Below are 21,188 nucleotides of genomic sequence, written 5' to 3'. Positions count from 1 at the left end.
CCGCGCTTTGGTCGAGCGCACAAAACCCGCGCCGCCGGTCTGACGAACTGGCGGTGTCCGGACCCCCGCACTGTGCGGTGTGCTGTAGCTCGACGAGGAGGTCGCCCCGCGCCCAGGCGCGTGCCGGGCCTCGACCATCCAGCTGAGGACCAGGTGTTGAGACTGACGACCCGTGCGCGTGCCCGCTCCGGCCGCGCCCTGACGCTCGCCGCGGCCGCGATCACCGCCCTGGGACTGGTCCTCCAGTCCGTGCCGGCCGGCGCGGTCCCGACCGCGGGCCCGGTGCCGGACGCGCCCGCGAACTTCGGCCTGCCCGCGGACTATCGGCCGAGCCCCGAGAAGTACGGCATCGGCTACGAACTGGGCCATGTCGTCCCGCTCGCCGACGGCACCCAGTTGCAGACCGAGGTGCGCTTTCCGACCGATCCGGCGACCGGGCAGCGCGCGGCCGGGGAGTTCCCGGTGGTCGTCAACTTCACCACCTACGGCGCGGTGTCCAGTGCGCTGGCCGCGGCCGTCACCAGCGTGGTCGACACGCTGGGCATCACCCTGCCCGACCACCTGAAGGACGCGCGCCGGATCATCAACCAGGCCACCAGCGCCCAGGACATGCTGGTGCGCCGCGGCTACATCGAGGTGATCGCCGATGTGCGCGGCACCGGCGGCTCCACCGGCGCCTGGAACCCGGCCTCGCGGCAGGACGGCATCGACGGCGCGCAACTGGTGGACTGGGCGGCGCGCCTGCCCGGGTCCAACGGCAAGGTCGGCATGTACGGGTACTCGTTCCCGGCGCTGTCGGCGCTGCGGACGGCCGAAACCGTCGGTCCCGGTTCGCCGTTGAAGGCGATCGTGCCGATGGCCATGCCCAGCAACATCTTCAACGAGGTGCTCGGCCACGACGGCCTGATGAGCCCGCTGCTGCTCACCGTCATCTCGGTGCTGGTGCCCTATCTGAGCCTGATCGGGCCGTTCCTGACCGCGGCGGTGTCGCCGCAGACCTTCCTGCGGGCGCTGGGCGATCACCTGACCGCGCTGGTGTCCTCCGACAGCACGATCAAGCTGCTGCTGGAGGCGTACGCGGGCGGGCCGCTGGCCTATGACGGATCCTGGTGGCAGGAACGGCGTTTCGAGACCGACCTGCCGAAACTGGTCGAGAACGGCATCGCCATGTATCAGGTGGGCGGCCTGTGGGACCTATACCAGGAGGGCCCGTTCCGCAACTACGCGCAGTTGCAGAACATCGCGGCGGGCCGGGACCAGTTCGCGCCGATGGCGCCGGGCGCGCCGACCGACGGCCGTTTCCAGCTCATGATGGGTCCCTGGTATCACGTGGGCCTGGGCTTCGGGCCCGGCTCCCGGCTGGACACCAACCTGATCACCGTGGCCTGGTTCGACCGGTGGCTCAAGGACATTCCGAACGGCGTCGACGAACTGTCGAACACGCTGCACGTGATCGACCCGAACAATGTGGCGGTCTCCACGGCCCGCTATCCGTTCGAGCAGGCCACGATCCAGCGGCGCTGGTTCGACGGTGACCGGCTGGTCGCCCAGCCGCCGAGCGTGCCCGAGGCCGCGGATCGCCTGGAGTACACCGGCATCGACAACATCTGCAATCGGCAGACGCTGGGCCAGTACGCCGGGGGCCTGTTCGATTTCCTGTTCCGGTTGTTCACCGCCTACAACCCGTGCACCGAGCAGGTGCGCGACCCGGTGGCGGGCCTGCGGTACACGATGGATCCGGTCACCGAGCCGACCATGCTGGCCGGGCCGGGCAGCGTCTCCCTGTTCACCTCCTCGACCAGCACCGACGCCGCGTTCCAGGTGTGGCTCGACGATGTCGCGCCGGACGGGACGGCGGTGAACATCACCGGCGGTTCGCAATTGGCGAGCCAGCGCACGCTCGAGGAGAGCAAGACCTGGCGCGCGCCGGACGGCACCGTCTACGCGCCCGAGCACGTGGTACGCAAGGACGCCGAACGCCTGCTGACACCCGGGGAGGTGGTCGAGTTGCAGATCAAACTCCGGCCCACCTTCTACCGGCTGGCGCCGGGGCACGCGCTGCGGTTGCGGATCACCAGCGGGACGTTCCCGTCCACGATTCCGATCCCGGCGGATCTGCCGCGCTTGATCGGCTCGTCCCAGCAGGTCCATCGGGACGCGGCTGGCCCGTCCAGTCTGGTTCTGCCGCTGGGACCCGCCTCCGCGTTCTGAATGCTCGCGTGATCGCACAGTCCCCGGCGGATTTCCGCCGGGGACTGCTCGTTTACCCGGCGAATTCCCCCTCAGGTCACCGAAACCCGCACCGCGCGCGCATCGTCCCGATAGTCTCAGCCAAGGATCCGAACCTGGATCCCGCGTCACCTGCCGGGAGCGTCCGATGGAGAAGGCTCTGGTCACCAACGGGGTGCCCGCACGGATTGCCACGGCTTTCCTGCGCCCCGGAATTCTCGCCTTCGGCGGCTCGATCGCGCCCTCCGATCTGCACGCCCATCACGCCGTGCAGGTCCTCACGGCGTCCACCCCGCTCACCGTGATGGACGCCAGCGGGACCAGGCACCGCGGCACCCAGGTCATCGTCCCCGCCGACGCCCCCCATCGCATCGACGCCGGCGCCGACCACGGCGCCGCCCTCTACCTCGATCCGGAGACCGTGGCCGGGGCCACCGCGGATCGCCGCGCGCACGACAACGGCTGGGCCACCAGTTCGCCGTCACCGCAGGCCCGGCCGGTCCTGGCCGATCAGGTCGCGGCCGTGCTCGACGGGTTGCGCTGCGATCCCGCCACCGCCGGCGGGGCCCGCCACACCGCGGTCACCGAGGCCTTACGGGTGCTGCCCGGCCTGGTCACCGACCGTTCCATCCGTGGCGCCGATGTCGCGCGCCGGGTGGGCCTGTCCCCCGCCCGGCTCTCCCATCTCTTCGCCGCCCAGGTGGGAATCCCGTTGCGCCCCTACATCCTCTGGCTGCGGCTGCGCGTGGCGATCGTCCGGGTGGACTCCGGCGACGATCTGGCCGCCGCGGCGACCGCCGCCGGATTCGACGACGCGGCCCACCTGACCCGCACCTGCCGGCGCACCTTCGGCCTGTTCCCGGCCGCGCTGAGCCGGGCGACCGGCTGGGATCTCGGCGACGGCGCCTGGCAGCCGAGTTAGAACGGCGGCGGGCCCGTACCCGCGATGCGCAGGTTGCCCCACGGATCGCGTTCCTGGAGCCGGCCGGTGGCCGGTCGGCCGCCGGGCAGCGTCAGCGCGACGGCGGCCCGGCCGGGATCGGGCAACTCGGTGCCGGCGATCCGGCCGTACCAGTGGTAGCGGCCGTCGATCGGATCGGCGTGACCGTTCAGTGTGACGTGGACCGGCAACAGCGCGCCCGGGGCGTCGAGCATGGCCGGGCCCGAATACTCGTGCGCCGGTTCGCGATCGGCGGCGACGGTGAGTTCGTAGTGGCGCGGCTCGGGGCGGCGCAGGGCGCGGCGGCGCCACGCGACCGAGCCCGATTGCGCGGCGCGGCGCAGATATTCGTGCTGGGTGGCCGCGCGCACCTCCATGCGCGTGCTCGAGCTGCGATACAGCAGTCGCACGCAGGCGCCGATATAGCGGGCGCGGTGCCGGGCCGCGCGGCCGGAACCGCTGTGCAGGAACAGATTCGGGAAGCCGTGCGCGGCGACGCCCAGGTAGCTGGCCTGATCTCCCGGTAGCGCGCGGCCGTTCGCGGGTACCGCCGCTCGCGCGCCCTGCCCCAGCACGACCACGCGGGGCCGGTAGCGCCGGCCACCGGGGCCGAGCACCTCCCATCGGTCCTCGGCGGCATCGAAGTCGAGCCGTTCGGCGGTGCGCAGCAGCACGACTTCGGCCGGGCTCGCGGCGCACAGCTCCTCGCCCGCCACGGCGGCGTCGAGGACGACGATCTCGGGGCCGGCCATCAGAGCAGGCCCCGGCGCTGCCAGATCCACTTCCCGACCGGCCCGATCAAACCCTGCTTGTCCAGGAAGGCACCGAGATTGGCGGCGCCGGCGGCCAGCGCCCGATGGGCGTGCGGATTCCCGGTCGCCATCCGGCGGGCCGACCGGCCGTCCAGCCCGGCCCGCTCGTACATGTGCCGATTGGTCAGCAGGTAGACGAACAGCGGCGCGGCGACCGCGACACACACTCTGGTGTAGGCGATCTCGGCCGCCGACAGCTCCGGCACGCGGCGGGCCAGGGCGTCGCGGGCGAAGCCGATGTGGCGCGCCTCCTCGGTGACGTGGATTCGCATGGCCCGCGACACCAGCGGTTGCAGCTGCGGATCGTCGAGCGTGCGGCGTTGCAGCGCGTCGAAGATCTCCTCGCCGACCAGGGCGCCCACCCAGGTCATGGAGCCGCGCAGGAACAGCTGCAGGGAGCTGATCGCCAGTCGCCCAGCCAGATTCGGCCAGTAGGGCCGGGCCTCGATGCGATCGATGAGCTTGCCGAACATCATCATGTGGCGGCACTCGTCACCCATCTCGACCAGGGTGTAGTGCGCGTGCCCACTGGTGGGATCGCCGGCCATGAGTTCGCGCAGCAGCAGGCGATTGAGCAGGTTCTCGAACCAGATGCCCACCGAGAGCACGTTGGCCAGCTCCTGCCGGGACAGTTCGCGCCGCTGCTCCGGCGTCATGGCCTCCCACAGCGCGGTGCCGTAGAGCGACACCAATTCTGGCGGGAGGAAGAGTTTTTCGGGATCCAGGGGCGCGTCCCAGTCCAGGTCCACCACGGGATCGTAGGACTTCTTCACCGACCCGGTGAGCAGGCGTTGCGCGAAGGAATCGGCGGGGACGGTTACGGCGTCGTTGCCCATATCGGCTCCAACCCTCAGGTATGCGAGACAATGTGTCACACTCAGATTAGGTGAGACAGACTGTCTCAGTCAATGCCGGAGCGGGTACCGTAAAACTGTGACCACCAACGGAAAACGGGTCGCCGCCGACGGCCGCAGCACCCGCTGGGACGGGCACAAGGCACGCCGCCGCGCCGAAGTTCTCGACGCCGCGATCGCCGTCATCGACGAGGACGGTGTCGAGGTCTCGGTGGGCCGGATCGCCGAGCGCCTGCAACTGCCCCGCCCGGTCGTCTACCGTCACTTCGACGGCCGCGCCGACCTCGACGAGCAGATCCGCCACCGCATCCTGCGCTCCCTGCTGACCCGGCTGATGCCGACGCTGGACCCGAACGGCACCATCGAGGCCGCCGTCGCCCGCGCCGTCGGGGCCTACGTCGGCTGGGTGGCCGAGCACCCGAATCTGCATCGCTTTCTGAGTCAGGCCGCGCCCCAGAGCGATTCGGCGGTCGCGAACGCGCGCAACCGGATCGGCGGCCGCCTGGCCGAGTTGCTGGCCGCCGGCCTGACCGGGTTCGGACTCGACCCCGCGCCCGCCCGCCCGATGGCCTTCGGCCTCGTCTCACTCGCCGACGGCGTGGTGAGCAGCTGGCGCTCGGAATCCGGCGGGCTGAGCTCCGAGCAGGTCGAGGCCATGCTCACCGAATCCGTTCTCGCGCTGTTCGAGGGCAACGCCCGCCGGCTCGGCCTGCCGGTGGCCCGCGACACCATCGTCGGCGATCTGCTGACCCGTACCGGTACCGCGGCGGCGCGCGCCCGGTAGGCTCGGGCGCATGCTCACGCGGTTGCAGCTCAGGGTGCTGGCGGTCCTCGCCTGCCTGCTGCCCGCGCTCGCGCTGCTCGCGACCCCCGCCCACGATTCCGCCGCCTTCGCGCTGCTCGGCGTCGTCGCCGCCTCCGCGCTGCTCGCGCTGGTGTCGCTGCGCTCCACCCGCCTGCTGCCGCTGCGGCTCGCCCGTTCCGGGCCGCCGTCTTCCGCCCAGCGCCGCCGGCGCGGTTCCTACCTGCGCCAGAGCAATCCGGACACCGCCGGCCGCCCGCGTCCTCGAGCACCCGGTCTGGTCCCCGCCTGACGATCCTCCACGGGGTCGTCGGCCGTGCTGACCATTCCCGTTCTCGTGCGGTTCCCGCACGCCTCGAGTCAGGTGCTCGTTCATGTTCGATTTCGTCTATTACCCCGTTTCGGCTGTGCTCCGGGTGTGGCACAGCGTCTTCGCCGCCGTGCTCGGGCCGGGCAGCGGCCTGGCCTGGGTGCTCGCGGTGGTGTTCCTCGTGGCCTCGCTGCGCGCGCTGCTGGTGCCGGTCTTCCTGAAACAGGCGCGCACGCAGGCGGCGCTGCGGCGGTTGCAGCCGCGGCTGGCGGCGATCCAGAAGAAGTACCCCGACGACAAAGTCCGCCAGTACGAGGAAATGCGGCAGTTGCGCAAGGACAACGGCGTCAACCAGCTGGCGGGCTGCCTGCCGATGCTGGGCCAGGGGCTGGTGTTCTTCGCCCTGTTCCATGTGCTGCGGTCCTTCGATCGCACCGCCCCGGCCGGGCACGTGCCGTTCGGATCGACGCCCGCGCCGATGACCGCGGAGCAGAACGCGAACACCGCCAACTACTTCTTCGACGCCGCCGAGGTGCGATCGTTCCTGGACGCCGAGCTGTTCGGGGCGCCGCTGTCGGACACCCTGGCCGGGCATCCCAGCGTGGCGATGATCGCGGTCGCCGTCACCCTGATGCTGATCGCCGCCGTCGCAACGCATTTCACCGCGCGCGCCTCGATCGCCCGGCAGGACCCGGCCGCGGCGCAGCTGCCGCTGATGAACACGCTGATGCTGTGGGTGTTCCCGGCGGGCGTGCTGCTCGGCGGCGCGCTGCTGCCGGTGGCGATCCTGCTGTACTGGGTGTCGAACAACGCCTGGACGCTCGCGCAGCAGCATCTGGTCTACCGTCGCCTCGACGCCGAATCGGCTACGGCGGCAGCGCAAGTGGTGCGCACGGCGACCGCGCCGAAGCCCGGGGCGAAGCCGCGGCGGCGGTAGGCCCTAGCCCGCCCGGCGGGCGCGCAGGTAGTACTCGGCGTTCAGGCCGAGCAGCGCCTGGCGCACGCCGATCGGCGCCCAGCTCGCGGACGGGTCGTGCACGACGGTCGAATCGGTCAGCTCCAGCGTGCGGCCCTTCCATTCGAGCTGGAAAGCCGGTGCGGCGGTGAGGTTCTTGACCCAGTCGGCGCCGGTGCCGTAGGTCAGGGCGATCCGGTACTCCCCGTCGGCCTCGAACACCCAGACCGGTGTCCGGTACGCGCGACCGGATTTTCGGCCCCTGTGCACGACGGTCCCGAACGGCCCGAAACGGCCGGCCAGGACGCTCGCCGCCGGGTTGGTGACGTGCCGGTTGAATTTCGCGAGTGCGCGGGGAAACACCATCGGCGGTCCTCTCGAGAAGGTGGCCTGCTGACCTCACGCTACTCTCGACCGGTGTCAGCGCAGCCGAACTCGCCCGCCGAAACGATCGCCGTCTACGACCGGCTCGGGCGGGTGACCGGCGCCGCGGACCGGGCCACGGTCTATCGCGAGGGCCTCTGGCACGCCTCGGCCGGGGTCCTGCTGCGTTCCCGCGACGGCGACCGCGTCTACGTGCACCGGCGCACCGACACCAAACTGGTCTTCGCGGGGATGCACGACTGCCTGGCGGGCGGTGTGGTCGGCCCGGGCGAGACCCCCGAGCAGACCGCGGTCCGCGAACTCGCCGAGGAACTCGGCGTCGTCCTGCCCGCGGGCACCGGCCCGCTGCCCATGGCCGCCGCGGCGTGGGACGGGGAGTGGGACGGCGCGCCCATGCGCTGCCATCTGTTCGCCTACGAACTCCGCTACGACGGCCCGCTGCGCCACCAGCCCGAGGAGATCGCCGACGGCTGGTGGTGGACCGATGCCGAACTTCGCGCGCACCTGGGCGACCCGTCCTGGCCGTTCGTCCCCGATACCCGCGTGCTGGTCGACGACCTGCTCGCATGACAACGGCCCGCCGGGAATCCCGGCGGGCCGTCCACGTCGGCTGCGTTGTGTCAGCTCGCGCTTCCGGAGCCCAGCGAGAGCACGGTCTGCAGAATATTGGCGACGACGGCGAGCAACTCCATGAAGACAATCCTTTATCGAGGGGTGGGGCTTGAAGGACACAGCATCCAGGGACTCGGCATCCGCCCGGTGAACTGCGGGTGTCATCTTCGCAATGAAATCCTCACCCCGCAACCGCTGGCAGATCAGCTGGTGGAGGCGATCGAGCCGGCCCAGGCCGCGAAGGCGCCCGGGTTGCGGGTCTGCAGCAGGACGCGCCCGGGGCCGACGAAATCGAAGACGAACCCCTCGCCGGATTTCAGGGACTGGATGGAGCGGCCGGACACCGCGCGCCGGATGGTGAAGTTCATGGCCAGGTCGTAGGCGACGACGTGGCCGGTGTCGATGGTGATCGGCTCGCCGGGCTGCAGGTCGATCACATCGATCGCGCCGAACACACCGACCACGACCTCGCCGTCGCCGTGCGCGCGCAACCCGAACCCGCCCTCACCGCCGAACAGGTTCGCGAAACCGCCCCACTTGCTCTCCACCTGCACGCCATGGGAATTGGCGATCCAGCCACCGCGGCTGATGAAATACGGCCGGTCCCCGGTGATCTGGAGATTCAGCATGTCGCCCGGCAGGGCGGGTGCCACGTCCACCCAGCCGCCCTGCGGCGGCGCGGTGAAGGTGGAGACGAAGAACGACTCCCCGGACAGCACCGAGCGCTTGAGCCCGGCCAGGATGCCGCCCTCGGCTTTGGCCTGCAGCGTGACGCCGGCCGAATGAGCCACCATGGCACCACTTTCCACGCGCATCGGCTCGCCGCCCTCGAGGAAGCACCGCGCGATGGTGGAGGCGGGATTGTGGCGCAGTTGTACCTTCATATCCGCCGACCCTACAGCGATTCAGCCCAGCGTATGGAGTGCTTCGTCGGTCCGCGCCACGACCGCGCCGCCGTCGTCGGTGAGCACGATCGGGCGCTGGATCAGCTTCGGGTGCGCGGCGAGGGCGTCGAGCCAGCGCTCCCGGTCGGCGGGGGTACGGCCCCAGCTCGCCAAGCCCAGCTCCTTGGCGATGTCCTCGCCGGTGCGGGTGATCTCCCACGGCTCGGCGCCGAGCCGGCGCAGCACCTCGCGCAGTTCCGCGACCGTCGGCGGATCGTCGAGGTAGCGGCGCTCGGTGTAGGCGATTCCGGCCGCGGTCAGGTGCGCGGCCGCGTTGCGGCTCTTGGTGCAGCGCGGGTTGTGCCAGATCTCGGTCGTCATGCCCGCCAGCCTAGAGGCGGCACGGCGGCGGACCGGCGGGCCCCGCGCAACCGGAGAATACTGGTGTCATGAGCCTGCGCGAAAACCCCTACGGCACACCGACCACCAGCGGGCCGGAGCCGTTGATGAAGCGGCAGCGGCTGGTCAACACGGTCGTCCGCACCCTGCTGCGCGTACCCGGATTGTCCCGCGTGGTCGGCAAGCGGCTGCTGGTGCTGCACGTGGTCGGCCGCAAGACCGGCCGATCCTTCGACGTGCCCGTCGCCTACACCCGCCACGACGGCACCCTCCTGATCGGCACCGCCCTGCGCCCGTGGGTGCGGAACCTGCGCCCGGGCACGCCGGTGTCCGCCTCGCTGGGCGGCAAGCCGCGCGAGTTCGATCCCCGCGTGCACACCGGCGAGCTGGACGTCATGCGGCTCTACCAGATCATCGCCGCGGACAATCCGACCAACGCCAAGTTCAACGGCATCGGCTTCGCCGCCGACGGCACACCGGCGAAGGCCGACATCTATCAGACCTGGCAGCTGGGCGGCATGGTCATCGAGCTGACGCCGCGCTGAGCTCAGCGCACGTACTCGTCGGCCACCGCCAGCACCCGGTCGACCAGTTCCAGACCGGTGCGCAGGTCCTCGGCCGAGGTGGTCAGCGGCGGCGCGATCTGGAAACGGTTGCCCGCGTTGAACGGCCACAGGCCGAGCTCCTTGGCGGCGGCGGTCACCCGCAGCATCGGCTCGGCGTCCGGGCCGCTCGCGGCGAACGGGATCAGCGGCTCCCGGGTGCCCTGGTCCCGGACCAGCTCCAGCGCCCAGAAGAAGCCGAGCCCGCGCACCTCGCCGACGCTGGGATGCCGGGACGCCAGCTCCTGCAAGCCTTTTCCGAGCACATCCGCGCCGACCGAGCGGACGTGGTCGAGAATGCCGTCGCGTTCGTAGATGCCGATCGAGGCCACCCCCGCCGCGCAGGCCAGGGGATGACCGGCGTAGGTGAGGCCGCCCGGATAGAGCGTGTCGTCGTAGCGCTGGGCGATCCGCTCGGCGATGAGCACGCCGCCCAGCGGCACATAGCCGGAGTTGACGCCCTTGGCGAAGGTGATCAGATCGGGTTCGACCTCCCATGCCTGCACCGCGAACCACTCCCCGACCCGGCCGAAACCGACCATCACCTCGTCGGCGATGTAGACGATCCCGAACTCGTCACACAGTGCGCGGACACCGGTCAGGTAGCCCGGCGGCGGCACCAGGACGCCGTTGGTGCCGACCACGGTCTCCAGGACCAGGCCCGCGATATGACCGGGCCCCTCCAACTCGATCACCTGCCGCAGATGGTGCAGCGCCGCGGCCGTCTCCTCCTCGGGACTGCTTGTGCCCCAGGGTGATCGGTAGGGATAGGGCGCGAAAAACCTGGTCACGTCGACATTGGTCGGTTCCGCGCCCCAGCGGCGCGGCTCGCCGGTCAGGCCGATCGCGGTGCCGGTGCCGCCGTGATAGGAGCGATAGGCGGCCAGCATCTTGGTGCGGCCGGTGAAGCTGCGTGCCAGCCGCACCGCGTGCTCGACCGCCTCCGCGCCGCCGGTGGTGAACAGGATCCGATTCAGTTGTCCCGGTGCGCGTTCGGTGATGAGCCGGGCCAGCTCGCTGCGCGCCTGGTTGCCCACGGTGGGCGAGATGGTGGCCAGCAGCCGCGCCTGCTCGACGATCGCCTCGATCAGGTCCGGATGCTGGTGCCCGATATTGACATTGACCAACTGCGAGGAGAAATCCAGGTATTTCTTCCCGTGCTCGTCCCAGAACCAGGACCCGGACGCGCCGGTGATCAGCGGCGGATTCGGCCCGCCCTGCACGCTCCAGGGATAGAAGACATGGTCGTCAGCGCTCATTTCCCACCTTCGGTCAGGGTCACCTGGACGGGCTGGAAACCCGTTCCGGTGACATCGATTCCGCCGTCCTTCAGTATTCGCAGAGCCTTGGTGACGTAGTCGTTGGTGTAGGCGGTGGCGTCGGGGTCCTCGCGCAGCACCGTCGCGCCTTCGGCGTTGCGGGTCTCCTTGGCGATCCGGACCGTGCGGTCCCAGGCAGCCTGGTCGATCGTGCCGATCCCGGCCGGCGACGGCCAGATCAGCTTGTTCACCTCGTTGATCTGCCACTGCTGATGGCTCGCGCCCAGCGTGCTGCCCGCGGCAACGGTGATGTCGCGGCACTTGTCGACATTGTCGCGGCAGAACGCCCAGCCCTCGAGCGAGGCGGCCAGGAAGCGCACGGTCTGGTCCTGGTACTTCGGGTCGGCGAGCTTGTCGGTGTTGGCCCAGATCGCGTCCTGCAGCATGGCCACGCCCTGGTCGTTCCAGTCGATGGTGGTGAAATCCTCGGCGGTGTAGAGCTTTCCGGTCGCCGGGTTCTTCGTCTCCAGCAGCTGGGCGTACTCGTTGTAGGACATGGCCTGTGCCGCGGCGATGTCCTTGGCGAGGAAGGCGTTCATGTCGAACTGCTGCTGCACGAGTTTCACGTCCCGGGCCGGGTCCAGGCCCGCCTTGGTCATGCCCGCGAAGAGCTCGAACTCGTTGCCGTAACCCCAGTTTCCGACGGTCTTGCCGCGCAGCGCGGCCGGATCGGCGATGTTGTCGGACTTGAACGCCACCTGCTTGGTGCCCGAGCGCTGGAAGATCTGGGCCACCTCGGTGATGCCCGCGCCCGCTTCCCGGGAGGCCAGCGCCTTGGGCACCCAGGCCACCGCGTAGTCGGCCTGCCCCTGCGCCAAGACCGTCTGCGGCACGATATCGGTGCCGCCGTCCAGGATTTCGACCGACAGCCCCTGCTTCTTGTAGAAGCCCTGATCGACCGCGGCCAGGTAGCCCGCGAACTGCCCCTGCTTGAACCATTGCAGCTGCAAGCGGACCTTGGTGAGGCCGTCCGCGGTGGTGCCCGGTTCGCTCTCGGTGGTGCTGCAGCCGGTCAGCGCCGCCGCGGCCAGCACTGCCAGCGCCAGACAGGCGCGCAATCTCCGTGTGGGTCTGGTCATGTCGATCTCCTGAGAACTAACCGGGGTGTGCGGGTGAGCGATTCGAGCAGGACGACGGCCGCCAGGAACAGCAGGCCGACGAGCATCGCGCCGGCCACGTAGGCCCAGGCGCGCGGATAGGCGGTGTTGGCGGCGGCCGAGAGGATGCGCGACCCGAGCCCGTTCTGCAGGCCGCCGAAGTACTCCGCGATGATCGCGGCGATCACCGCGCCGGGCGCGGCGATCCGCAGACCGGTAAACAGGTATGGCAGCGCGGCGGGCACCCGGACCGTGCGGGTGATCTGCCAGCCGCTGGCCGCGTAGGCGGCCATCAGGTCCTGCTGCACCCGCGGCACCTGGCGCAGCCCCTTGGCCGTGCTGACGAACATCGGGAAGAACACCACGATGGTGACGACCAGCCGGCGCGGGGTGTCGGTGGTGGTCGAGTACATCGAATTCAGCAGCGGCGCCAGCGCGACGATCGGCACCGCGGCCGCGGCGGCGGCCATCGGGCTCAGCAGGCCGTCGACCAGGTGGAAGCGCACCGCCGCCAGCGCGGCGACGATGCCCAGCACCGCCCCGGCCAGCAGGCCGATCAGGGCATTGGCGCCGGTGGCGGCCGCGGCGTCGAGGATGCGGCCGAAGTTCTCGGTGAACTGGCCGGCGATGGCGGTGGGCGCGGGCAGCAGGAACGACGGGACGCCCGCCGCGACCGTGAGCAGTTGCCACAGCGCCACCCCGGCGATTCCGAACAGCACCGGCGGCAGCACCGTTTTCCACGAGCTCATCGCCGCTCCCCGGTGTGCCCGCCGTGCAGGGCCGCGCGCACCGCGGCGACCGCCTCGAAGAACGGTGTGCTGGAACGGATATCGTCGGCGGCGCCCTCGGACGCGCGGCCCCAGCCGCCGGTCGCGACGATGTCGGTGATGCGGCCCGGACGCGGCGACATCACCACCACCCGGTCGGAGAGGAACACCGCCTCGGGGATGGAGTGCGTCACGAACACCACCGCCGCGCCGGTCTCGCCCGTGATGCGCAGCAGTTCGCCCTGCATGCGCTCGCGGGTCATCTCGTCCAGCGCGCCGAACGGCTCGTCCATCAGCAGCAGCGCCGGTGCGGGAGCCAGCGCCCGCGCGATCGCGACCCGCTGCTGCATGCCGCCGGACAGTTCCGGCGGGTACCGGGTCGCGAACTCGGTCAGGCCCGCCATCTCCAGCAGTTCGGCACTGCGGCGGCGTCTTTCGGCCTTGGCTACCCGGTGCAGTTCCAGGGGCAGTTCCACGTTCGCCTGCACCGTGCGCCAGTCCAGCAGCCCGGCCTGCTGGAACGCGATGCCGTACTCCTGGTCGAGCCGCGCCTGCCGCGCGGTCTTCCCGTGCACGGTGACGGTGCCGGTGCTGGGCCGCTCCAGATCCGCGATGATGCGCAGCAGCGTGGATTTACCGCAGCCGGAAGGGCCGATCAGGGAGACGAATTCGCCAGCGCCGACGGTCAGGGAAACCTCCGACAGGGCGGTGACCGCACCGGCGGCGAAGATCTTGCCGACGCCCGACAGCTCCACTGCCCGCGGTTCGCGCACGCTGTCGACGGTTTCTATTGCGGTAGTTGCTTCTTCGATATCGATCGAGGGCTGCTCGGCGATCAACGAGTACCTCCTGACGAGCCGGCGGTCCCGGCGGGACGGCTGTAGCGGCGGAGCGCGAACTCCACGAGCGCGACCATGCCGGTGACCGCGAGACCCAGCAGGGCGGCGGCGAGCACCGCCGCGAACAGCCGGGACGCGTCGCCGGTGGCCTGCTGGGAGAAGACGATGATCTGGCGGCCGATGCCGCCCGCCGTGCCGGTGGAGATCTCGGCGACGACCGCGCCGATCACCGCGGCCGCCGCGGCCAGGCGCAGCGCGGGCAGGAAATGCGGGACCGCAGCGGGAAAACGCAGGTGCACCAGGGTGTCCCACCACCCGGCCGAATAACTGTGCAGCAGTTCCACTGCCGCCTTCGACGGCGCCTGCAACCCGCGCAGCATCCCGACCGCCACCGGGAAGAACGCCAGATAGGACGCGATCACCGCGATGCTCATCCAGGGCCGCCACGGCTCCCCCGCGATCACGATCTTGCCGCCCCACCCGGCCACCAGCGGCGCCAGCGCGATCAGCGGAACCGTCTGCGAGACGACGACATAGGGCAGCAGGCCGCGCTCGACGAAGGTGAACCGCTGCATCAGCACCGCCAGCCCGACCCCGACCAGCGTCCCGATCAGCAGCGCGAGCAAGGCCAGGAGAAACGTGAATCCCGCTGTCCGAAGCAAGGTCTCGCCCACGGTCCCCTTGCCGTCCGCCTCGCCCAGCACCCGGAACACCGACCACACATGCGGCATGGCCGCGTCCGTGGTCCGCGGCAGCACGCGCACCCCGCCCAGGCTCACACCCTGCGCCGGAACCAGCGCCTTGACCAGTTCCCAGACCGCGATGACCAGCACCAGCGCGCCGGCCGGATAGCCGGCGCGCACGAGTCTGGCGCGCGCGCCGCTCATCCGGCGGCCTCCGTCGCCGTCACCGGATGCGCCAGGCGCGGCAGCACCGACTCCCCGTAGGCCTCCAGCGTCGCGGTCTTGGCGTCGTGCTGGAGATACACCGCGAACTGGTCCACGCCGAGCTTCTCCAGCTCCCGCAACCGGGCCAGCTGTTCGTCGGGCGTGCCGAGCAGGCAGAAGCGATCCACGATGGCGTCGGGCACGAACTCGGCGTGGGTGTTCCCGGCCCGGCCGTGCTGGTTGTAGTCGTAGCCTTGGCGGTCCGCGATGTAGTCGGTGAGCGCGGCCGGGATCGCCCCGCCGGTGCCGTACCTGGCGACGATGTCGGCGACGTGATTGCCCACCATGCCGCCGAACCAGCGGCACTGCTCCCGGGCATGGGCCAGCCCGGTCTCGGAGCCGTCGGTGACATAGGCGGGCGCGGCGACGCAGATCCGCACCGCCGCCGGATCCCGGCCCGCCCGCTCGGCCGCCGCCCGGACCCGGGCGATGGTCCACGCGGCGATGTCCGGATCCGCCAGCTGCAAGATGAAGCCGTCGGCGACCTTCCCGGTCAGGTCGAGCGCGCGCGGTCCGTAGCCCGCCACCCACACCTCGAGCCGGGACTCCGCCGCCCACGGCAGCCGCACCACGGTGTCCCCGATCCGGGCGCTGCGGCCGTTGCCGAGCTCCCGGATCACCTCGATGGACTCCCGCATCCGTTCCAGCGTGGTCGGCTTGCCGCCGAGCGTCCGCACCGCCGAATCGCCGCGCCCGATCCCGCAGATGGTGCGGTTGCCGAACATCTCGTTCAGCGTCGCGAAGGTGGACGCCGTCACCGTCCAGTCCCGGGTGGCCGGATTGGTCACCATCGGCCCGACCACGACCTTGCGGGTGGCGCTAAGAATCTGGCTGTAGATGACGTAGGGCTCCTGCCACAGCAGGTGCGAATCGAAGGTCCACACGTGCGAGAACCCGTGCGTCTCGGCCAGTCTGGCCAGCTCGACCACCCGCGCGGCCGGGGGCGTGCACTGCAGCACCACACCGATGTCCATCGGCCTGTCTCCGATCTAGATGAGATTCTGCGAGAGATCGCGCTTGACGAAACGGCCGTGCCCCGCGCTGCCCAGGTACTGCCCGCCGTCGACGATCACCCGGCCGCGCGAGAGCACGGTGTCGACGTGGCCGTCGATCTCGAAGCCCTCCCAGGCCGAGTGGTCCATGTTCATGTGGTGGGTCTTGCCGTAGCCGATGCTGGTGTGGCCCGCGGGGTCGTAGATCACGATGTCGGCGTCCGCGCCCGGCGAGATGACGCCCTTGCGCGGGTACATGCCGAACATGCGGGCCGGGGTGGTGCAGCAGACCTCCACCCAGCGCTCCAGCGAGATCCACCCGTTGCGCACCGCCTGGAACATCAGGTCCATGCGGTGCTCGACGCCGCCGATGCCGTTGGGGATCTTGCTGAAATCCCCGCGCCCGAGCTCCTTCTGATCCTTCATGCAGAACGGGCAGTGATCCGTGCCGACCGTACTGACATCGCCGGTCCGGATGTAGCGCCACAGCTCGTCCTGGTGCCCCTCGGCCCGGGACCGCAGCGGGGTGGAGCAGACCCATTTCGCGCCCTCGAAACCCGGTGCGCCCAGCTGCTCTTCGAGCGAGAGATACAGATACTGCGGGCAGGTCTCGCCGAAGACGTTCTGCCCGTTGCCCCGGGCGACGGCGATCTGCTCGAGCGCCTGCTTCGCCGAGACGTGCACCACGTACAGCGGCGCTTTCGTCAACTGCGCCAGCATGATCGCTCGATGGGTGGCCTCCTCCTCCATCTGCCAGGGACGGGAGGTCCCGTGGAAGTAGGGACCGGTCTCCCCGCGCGCCAGCGCCTGCTCCACCAGCACGTCGATGGCGATGCCGTTCTCCGCGTGCATCATCAGCAGCGCGCCCAGCTCACCGGTGGTCTGCATGGCCCGCAGGATCTGGCCGTCGTCGGAATAGAAGACGCCCGGATAGGCCATGAACAGCTTGAAGCTGGTGACCCCCTCGGACACCAATTCGCTCATACCCTTGAGGGATTCGTCGTCGACCGAGCCGATGATCTGATGGAAGCCGTAGTCCACGGCGCAGTTGCCCGCGGCCTTCTGGTGCCAGAGCCCGAGCGTGTCTTGTACGCGCTCACCGGGTTTCTGCACCGCGAAGTCGACGATGGTGGTGGTGCCGCCCCAGGCCGCGGCCCGGGTGCCGGTCTCGAAGGTGTCCGAGGCCTCGGTGCCACCGAAGGGCAGCTGCATGTGCGTGTGCCCGTCCACTCCGCCGGGGATCACGTATTTGCCGGTGGCGTCGATGACCGTCTCCGCGCTGTCGCGCAGGTCGGCGGCCAGCGCGGTCGAACCGGGTTGCAGGACAGCGACAATGGTCTCGCCGTCGATCAGTACGTCGAGCGGTTGGGAACCGGTGGCGGAGACGACCGTCCCGCCGTGCACGAAGGTGGTCATCACGGCTCCAGCAGTGGTCCGTAGGCGTCCGGCCGGCGATCCCGATAGAACGCCCACCGGTCGCGCACCACCTTCAGCAGATCCATGTCCAGATCACGCAGCACCAGCTCCGGATCGCGGTCGGAGGCCACCTCGCCGACGAACTTGCCCTCGGGGTCGACGAAATAGCTGGTGCCGTAGAAGTCGTTGTCGCCGTACTCTTCCACGCCCACGCGGTTGATCGCCCCGATGAAGTATTCGTTGGCCACCGCCGAGGCGGGCTGCTCCAGCTTCCACAGATAGGCCGACAGGCCGCGCGAGGTCGCCGAGGGATTGAACACGATCTCCGCGCCCGCCAGCCCCAGGGCCCGCCAGCCCTCCGGGAAGTGCCGGTCGTAACAGATGTAGACGCCCACCTTGCCGACCGCGGTGTCGAACACCGGCCAGCCCAGATTGCCGGGCCGGAAGTAGAACTTCTCCCAGAAGCCCCGCACCTGCGGGATGTGGTGCTTGCGGTACTTGCCCAGATAGTTGCCGTCGGCGTCGAGCACCGCGGCGGTGTTGTAGAGCACCCCCGGCTGCTCCTGCTCGTAGACCGGCAGCACGATCACCAAGCCCAATTCCGCTGCCAGCGCGGCGAATCGCTCGGTGGTCGGCCCCGGCACCGACTCCGCGTACTCGTAGAACCGCGCATCCTGCTGCTGCGGGAAGTACGGGCCGTAGAACAGCTCCTGGAAGCAGATCACCTTCGCTCCCCGCGCGGCCGCCTGCCGCGCGTAATCCTCGTGCACTTTGATCATCGACTCTTTGTCGCCGGTCCAGTTCGTCTGGACGAGCGCGGCTCGAACGGTTGGCATGATTGTTATCGTGCACCCTGAAGCAGGTCCAATGTGTTACATCTGCGCGGAAACAATGTCGGCGCGGTAAATCTTGGGGCCGGTGCCGGTTGCCGGTCCATGGCTGTCGCAGAATTGAGCCGTGACGATCGAGCGCGCGAGCACCGGCGGCGCACTCCCCGGCGGAGTGCCGCCGGCCTCGGTCATGTCGCCGTCCGAGCTCACCGCCGATCTCGACGACCGCACGCCGGCCGGTATCGCCGCCGGCATCGGCCGCCGAATCCGTTCCGGCGCTTTACCACCCGGCTCCCGGCTACCGACGGTGCGCGAGGTGGCCAGACAGCTGCGGGTCTCCCCCGCCACCGTCAACCAGGCTTGGCGCGCCCTGGCCGCCACCGGCGCGATCATCGCGCGCGGGCGGGCGGGCACCTTCGTCGGCGAACCCGGCGCAACCCTAGGCGCGCGCCCGGCCGGACGCTATCAGCGCCTGCATCCGCCCTCGGACAGCGCCTTTCGCGTCGACCTCTCGCGCGGCACCCCCGATCCGGCGCTGCTGCCCGACCTCGCCGCCGCATTGCGCGAGATCACCGCACACGAGGCCGGGGATCTGGCCGCGGAGTACCTGGGCGAGGCGGTACTGCCCGCGCTGGCGGCGAAGGTGCGCGGCGACTGGCCGTTCCGGGCCGAGCGGCTCGCGGTGTTCGACGGAGCCCTGGACGCCATCGATCGGCTGCTGTCCACCCATGTGCGCTTCGGTGACACCGTCGCCGTCGAGGCTCCCTGCTTCCCGCCGTTTCTCGATCTGCTGGCCCGGCTCGGCGCTCGTCCGGTCCCGGTCGCGCTGGACGAATCCGGGCCGCTGCCGCGCGAACTCGGGCGGGCGGTCACCGAGTACGGCGCCACCGTCTTCCTCCTGCAACCCCGAGCCCAGAACCCGACCGGCGTCTCGCTGTCGGCCGCGCGCGTGCGCGAACTGACCGAAATCCTCGGCGACACCGAGGTTCTCGTCATCGAGGACGATCACAGCGCGGGCATCGCGGCCGCGGCGCTGCGCTCGCTGGGCGCGCGCCTGCCGCAGCGCACCGTGCACGTGCGCTCCTACTCCAAATCCCACGGCGCCGACCTGCGCCTGGCCGTGGCCGGCGGCCCCGCCGACCTGCTCGACCCGGTGATCGAACGCCGCATGCTCGGCGCGGGCTGGACCAGCCGCCTGCTCCAGCGGGTGCTGCTGACCATGCTCGAGGATCCGGCCGCCGCCCGCGCGGTCACCGAGGCCCGCGGCGAATACCGCAGGCGCGCGGGCGAACTCCGCCGCGCGCTGGCCAAGCAGGGCGTCGCCGTGGCACGGCCCGACGGCATCAACCTGTGGCTCCCGGTCGCCGACGAGAACGCCGCCATGATCTCGCTGGCGGCGGCGGGCATCAAGGTCGCGCCGGGCGGGCCGTTCGAGGTCGGCGAGCAACCGGACTCGGATCATCTGCGACTCACCGTCTCCACCTTGACCGAGGTCGACCTGAGGTGGCTGGCCACCGAATTGGCGGCGGCCGCGGCCGCGGCGCCCACCTATCGGCGGGTCCGCAGATCGTGAACCACGAGACCCTGAGGTAACGCCGGTCCCGGCGGCTCCGATTTCCTGAGCAGGGGGTTGCAGGAACCACTTCGGCCGATCGAGGGGCATATGCGCATCACATCGGTTCTCGCCGTTCTCGCCGCGAGTGCGGCGCTGGCCGTGACGGGCTGCGGCAGCGATTCCTCCGAGCCCGACGCCACCCCGACGACGCCGCGGCCACCCGTCACCGCCTCGCGCTCGGACGCCGAGACCCCGCCGCTGCTCACCGCGCCGCCGTCGCCCGCCACCGCGCCCCCGACGCAAGCGCCCGCCACCAGCCCGGCCGATCCCCCGGGCGGCGGCCACGGTTTGTGCTTCGACCTGAACTCCGAACTCGCGCACGCCGGATTCGCGAAGGTGGCCGCCGCCGAACCCAGCACGACCTGGACCATTCCCGGCGCCAGCGAGGATGCCGCCGAGGCCGGCTGCGCGGGGGTGCTGTCCTGGATGACCATGGAGGGCATCGGGATTCACCCCGTCACCCACGTGCTGTTCTTCGCCGACGGCAAGTACCTCGGCACCGCCTCCGCCGAGCCCTACGCCTACACCCAGGTGATCGGCAAGACCCGCAGCACCGTCTCGGTGCAGTACAAGTGGCCGCTGCCCGAGGACGCGCTGTGCTGCCCGACCGGCGGGCCCAGCGTGGTCACCTTCACCCTCGTCGGCGCGACGCTCCAGGCCACGGGACAGTTCCCGCCCGCCGGCTGATCAGACCGCCCGGGCCGGCTCCGCCGCGCGCCGCCGGGCCCGGCGGGCCATTAGGTAGGCGGCCGCGGCCGCCGGAATGTTCATCAGCACCCCGTACACCGCGCCCGGCACCGCCATCGTGTCGTTGACCAGCACCGTCGCCGCGACGGCGATCGCGATGGCGCCGTTGTGGATACCGATCTCCATGGCCGAGGCGACCGCCTGATCCTCGGCCACGTCCAGCGCCTTCGGCACGAAGTACCCGACCCCGAGGCTGAGCACCGCGAACACCAGGCAGACCGCGGCCAGCGGCCCGATGTTCTCGGTCAGCGTCGCGAAATTCTTCGCCACCGCCGCCGTGACCACCAGGGCCAGCACCCCGATGGAGAGCACCTTCACCTTGCCGCGCATCCGCTCGGCGAACGCGGTGCGGCGATGGTGCACGACCATGCCGATCGCCACCGGCACCAGCACGATGGCGAAGACCTGCGCGAACTTGTCCGGCCGCAGGCCGATCGACTCCGCGTCGGGCAGGAACAGGCGGAACGACAAGGCCAGCACCAGCGGCAGGGTGAACACCGCCAGTACCGAGTTCACCGCCGTGAGCGTGATGTTCAACGCCACATTGCCACCGGCGAGGTGGCTGAACAGGTTCGCCGACGGACCGCCCGGCGACGCCGCCAGCAGCATCATCCCCGCGGCCAGCGCGCCCGTCAGCCCGAACAGGAAGATCAGCCCGAGGCACACCGCGGGCAGCACCACCATCTGGCACACCAGCGCCACCACCGCCGCCCTGGGGTAGCGCAGCACGCGCCGGAAATCCTCGGTCGTCAGCGTCAAGCCGAGTCCGAACATGATCAGAGCCAGCGCGATCGGCAGCAGCACCGCGAAAAGCGTTGAACCCATAGCGATCTCCT

23 protein-coding genes are annotated in these 21,188 nt (G+C 70.4%); 9 read left to right on the top strand and 14 right to left on the bottom strand.

Going from position 1 to position 21,188, the window contains the following annotated elements; genetic code table 11:
- Nucleotides 1-156 precede the first annotated feature (156 nt).
- Together AB0I43_RS24290 and AB0I43_RS24285 are read left to right on the top strand one after the other, a co-directional pair.
- Entirely contained in the window at nt 157-2,211 is a 2,055-nt protein-coding gene (locus tag AB0I43_RS24290) for a CocE/NonD family hydrolase (RefSeq protein ID WP_356974476.1), read from the top strand.
- A 166-nt stretch (nt 2,212-2,377) separates the two neighbouring features.
- The gene (locus tag AB0I43_RS24285) at nt 2,378-3,151 is read left to right on the top strand and encodes a helix-turn-helix domain-containing protein (RefSeq protein ID WP_356974477.1); all 774 of its coding nucleotides are present in this window, start codon (nt 2,378-2,380) and stop codon (nt 3,149-3,151) included.
- Here the strand turns inward: AB0I43_RS24285 and AB0I43_RS24280 are convergent.
- Nucleotides 3,148-3,921, bottom strand: a complete 774-nt coding sequence (locus AB0I43_RS24280) for a DUF4873 domain-containing protein (protein WP_356974478.1) — start codon at nt 3,919-3,921, stop codon at nt 3,148-3,150. The two genes, AB0I43_RS24285 and AB0I43_RS24280, sit on opposite strands and share 4 nt — an antisense overlap.
- Nucleotides 3,921-4,817, bottom strand: a complete 897-nt coding sequence (locus tag AB0I43_RS24275) for a diiron oxygenase (protein WP_356974479.1) — start codon at nt 4,815-4,817, stop codon at nt 3,921-3,923. Before AB0I43_RS24275 ends, AB0I43_RS24280 begins: the two co-directional genes overlap by 1 nt.
- 97 nt (nt 4,818-4,914) lie before the next feature.
- Between AB0I43_RS24275 and AB0I43_RS24270 the strand changes: the two genes are divergently transcribed.
- The 3 genes from AB0I43_RS24270 to yidC all read left to right on the top strand — a co-directional run bounded on the left by AB0I43_RS24270 (nt 4,915) and on the right by yidC (nt 6,884).
- The gene (locus tag AB0I43_RS24270) at nt 4,915-5,619 is read left to right on the top strand and encodes a TetR/AcrR family transcriptional regulator (RefSeq protein ID WP_356974480.1); all 705 of its coding nucleotides are present in this window, start codon (nt 4,915-4,917) and stop codon (nt 5,617-5,619) included.
- Nucleotides 5,620-5,629: 10 nt separating this feature from the next.
- Nucleotides 5,630-5,929: a DUF6412 domain-containing protein gene (locus AB0I43_RS24265; protein ID WP_356974481.1), complete on the top strand. Its 300-nt coding sequence runs from the start codon at nt 5,630-5,632 to the stop codon at nt 5,927-5,929.
- Between the two features lie 82 nt (nt 5,930-6,011).
- The gene (yidC, locus tag AB0I43_RS24260) at nt 6,012-6,884 is read left to right on the top strand and encodes a membrane protein insertase YidC (RefSeq protein WP_356974482.1); all 873 of its coding nucleotides are present in this window, start codon (nt 6,012-6,014) and stop codon (nt 6,882-6,884) included.
- A 3-nt stretch (nt 6,885-6,887) separates the two neighbouring features.
- On the opposite strand, the gene AB0I43_RS24255 is transcribed toward yidC, so the two are convergent.
- Nucleotides 6,888-7,268, bottom strand: a complete 381-nt coding sequence (locus AB0I43_RS24255; protein ID WP_356974483.1) for a nitroreductase family deazaflavin-dependent oxidoreductase — start codon at nt 7,266-7,268, stop codon at nt 6,888-6,890.
- A gap of 51 nt (nt 7,269-7,319) precedes the next feature.
- On the opposite strand from AB0I43_RS24255, the gene AB0I43_RS24250 reads away from it, so the two are divergent.
- Nucleotides 7,320-7,856 carry an NUDIX domain-containing protein gene (locus tag AB0I43_RS24250; RefSeq protein ID WP_356974484.1) on the top strand — a complete coding sequence of 179 codons (537 nt, stop codon included), beginning with the start codon at nt 7,320-7,322 and terminating at the stop codon, nt 7,854-7,856.
- A gap of 245 nt (nt 7,857-8,101) precedes the next feature.
- Here the strand turns inward: AB0I43_RS24250 and AB0I43_RS24245 are convergent, their stop codons facing one another.
- Complete coding sequence (locus AB0I43_RS24245) at nt 8,102-8,782, bottom strand: TIGR00266 family protein (protein ID WP_356974485.1); 681 nt, start codon at nt 8,780-8,782, stop codon at nt 8,102-8,104.
- Between the two features lie 21 nt (nt 8,783-8,803).
- A complete protein-coding gene (locus AB0I43_RS24240; RefSeq protein ID WP_356974486.1) occupies nt 8,804-9,163 on the bottom strand; it encodes an arsenate reductase family protein in 360 nt (119 codons plus the stop codon).
- A gap of 68 nt (nt 9,164-9,231) precedes the next feature.
- Between AB0I43_RS24240 and AB0I43_RS24235 the strand changes: the two genes are divergently transcribed.
- Complete coding sequence (locus AB0I43_RS24235) at nt 9,232-9,726, top strand: nitroreductase/quinone reductase family protein (RefSeq protein WP_356974487.1); 495 nt, start codon at nt 9,232-9,234, stop codon at nt 9,724-9,726.
- A gap of 2 nt (nt 9,727-9,728) precedes the next feature.
- On the opposite strand, the gene AB0I43_RS24230 is transcribed toward AB0I43_RS24235, so the two are convergent.
- The 8 genes from AB0I43_RS24230 to AB0I43_RS24195 are packed head-to-tail and all read right to left on the bottom strand — an operon-like array spanning nt 9,729 to nt 17,996.
- Entirely contained in the window at nt 9,729-11,042 is a 1,314-nt protein-coding gene (locus tag AB0I43_RS24230) for an aspartate aminotransferase family protein (protein WP_356974488.1), read from the bottom strand.
- On the bottom strand, nt 11,039-12,181 hold the full coding sequence (locus AB0I43_RS24225) for an ABC transporter substrate-binding protein (RefSeq protein ID WP_356974489.1): 1,143 nt from the start codon (nt 12,179-12,181) through the stop codon (nt 11,039-11,041). The genes AB0I43_RS24230 and AB0I43_RS24225 overlap by 4 nt, the downstream gene beginning before the upstream one ends.
- Nucleotides 12,178-12,948: an ABC transporter permease subunit gene (locus AB0I43_RS24220; RefSeq protein WP_356974490.1), complete on the bottom strand. Its 771-nt coding sequence runs from the start codon at nt 12,946-12,948 to the stop codon at nt 12,178-12,180. The genes AB0I43_RS24225 and AB0I43_RS24220 overlap by 4 nt, the downstream gene beginning before the upstream one ends.
- Nucleotides 12,945-13,805 carry an ABC transporter ATP-binding protein gene (locus AB0I43_RS24215; protein ID WP_356974491.1) on the bottom strand — a complete coding sequence of 287 codons (861 nt, stop codon included), beginning with the start codon at nt 13,803-13,805 and terminating at the stop codon, nt 12,945-12,947. Before AB0I43_RS24215 ends, AB0I43_RS24220 begins: the two co-directional genes overlap by 4 nt.
- Entirely contained in the window at nt 13,802-14,692 is an 891-nt protein-coding gene (locus tag AB0I43_RS24210) for an ABC transporter permease subunit (RefSeq protein WP_356974492.1), read from the bottom strand. The genes AB0I43_RS24215 and AB0I43_RS24210 overlap by 4 nt, the downstream gene beginning before the upstream one ends.
- On the bottom strand, nt 14,689-15,726 hold the full coding sequence (locus AB0I43_RS24205) for a TIGR03842 family LLM class F420-dependent oxidoreductase (protein WP_356974493.1): 1,038 nt from the start codon (nt 15,724-15,726) through the stop codon (nt 14,689-14,691). The genes AB0I43_RS24210 and AB0I43_RS24205 overlap by 4 nt, the downstream gene beginning before the upstream one ends.
- A gap of 15 nt (nt 15,727-15,741) precedes the next feature.
- On the bottom strand, nt 15,742-17,163 hold the full coding sequence (hydA, locus tag AB0I43_RS24200) for a dihydropyrimidinase (protein WP_356974494.1): 1,422 nt from the start codon (nt 17,161-17,163) through the stop codon (nt 15,742-15,744).
- Entirely contained in the window at nt 17,160-17,996 is an 837-nt protein-coding gene (locus AB0I43_RS24195; protein WP_356974495.1) for a nitrilase-related carbon-nitrogen hydrolase, read from the bottom strand. The genes hydA and AB0I43_RS24195 overlap by 4 nt, the downstream gene beginning before the upstream one ends.
- A 121-nt stretch (nt 17,997-18,117) precedes the next feature.
- On the opposite strand from AB0I43_RS24195, the gene AB0I43_RS24190 reads away from it, so the two are divergent.
- Nucleotides 18,118-19,563 (top strand): aminotransferase class I/II-fold pyridoxal phosphate-dependent enzyme, encoded by a 1,446-nt coding sequence (locus AB0I43_RS24190; protein WP_356974496.1) that lies wholly within the window; start codon nt 18,118-18,120, stop codon nt 19,561-19,563.
- 90 nt (nt 19,564-19,653) lie between these two features.
- Entirely contained in the window at nt 19,654-20,292 is a 639-nt protein-coding gene (locus AB0I43_RS24185; RefSeq protein ID WP_356974497.1) for an LppP/LprE family lipoprotein, read from the top strand.
- On the opposite strand, the gene AB0I43_RS24180 is transcribed toward AB0I43_RS24185, so the two are convergent.
- Nucleotides 20,293-21,177, bottom strand: coding sequence for a bile acid:sodium symporter family protein (locus AB0I43_RS24180; RefSeq protein WP_357432643.1), 885 nt, complete (start codon nt 21,175-21,177; stop codon nt 20,293-20,295).
- Nucleotides 21,178-21,188: the final 11 nt, after the last annotated feature.

It is taken from the genome of Nocardia sp. NPDC050435 (genome assembly GCF_040655395.1).
In the GTDB taxonomy this organism is placed as follows: Bacteria; Actinomycetota; Actinomycetes; order Mycobacteriales; family Mycobacteriaceae; genus Nocardia.
This window is presented reverse-complemented; position numbering and strand designations above follow the sequence as displayed.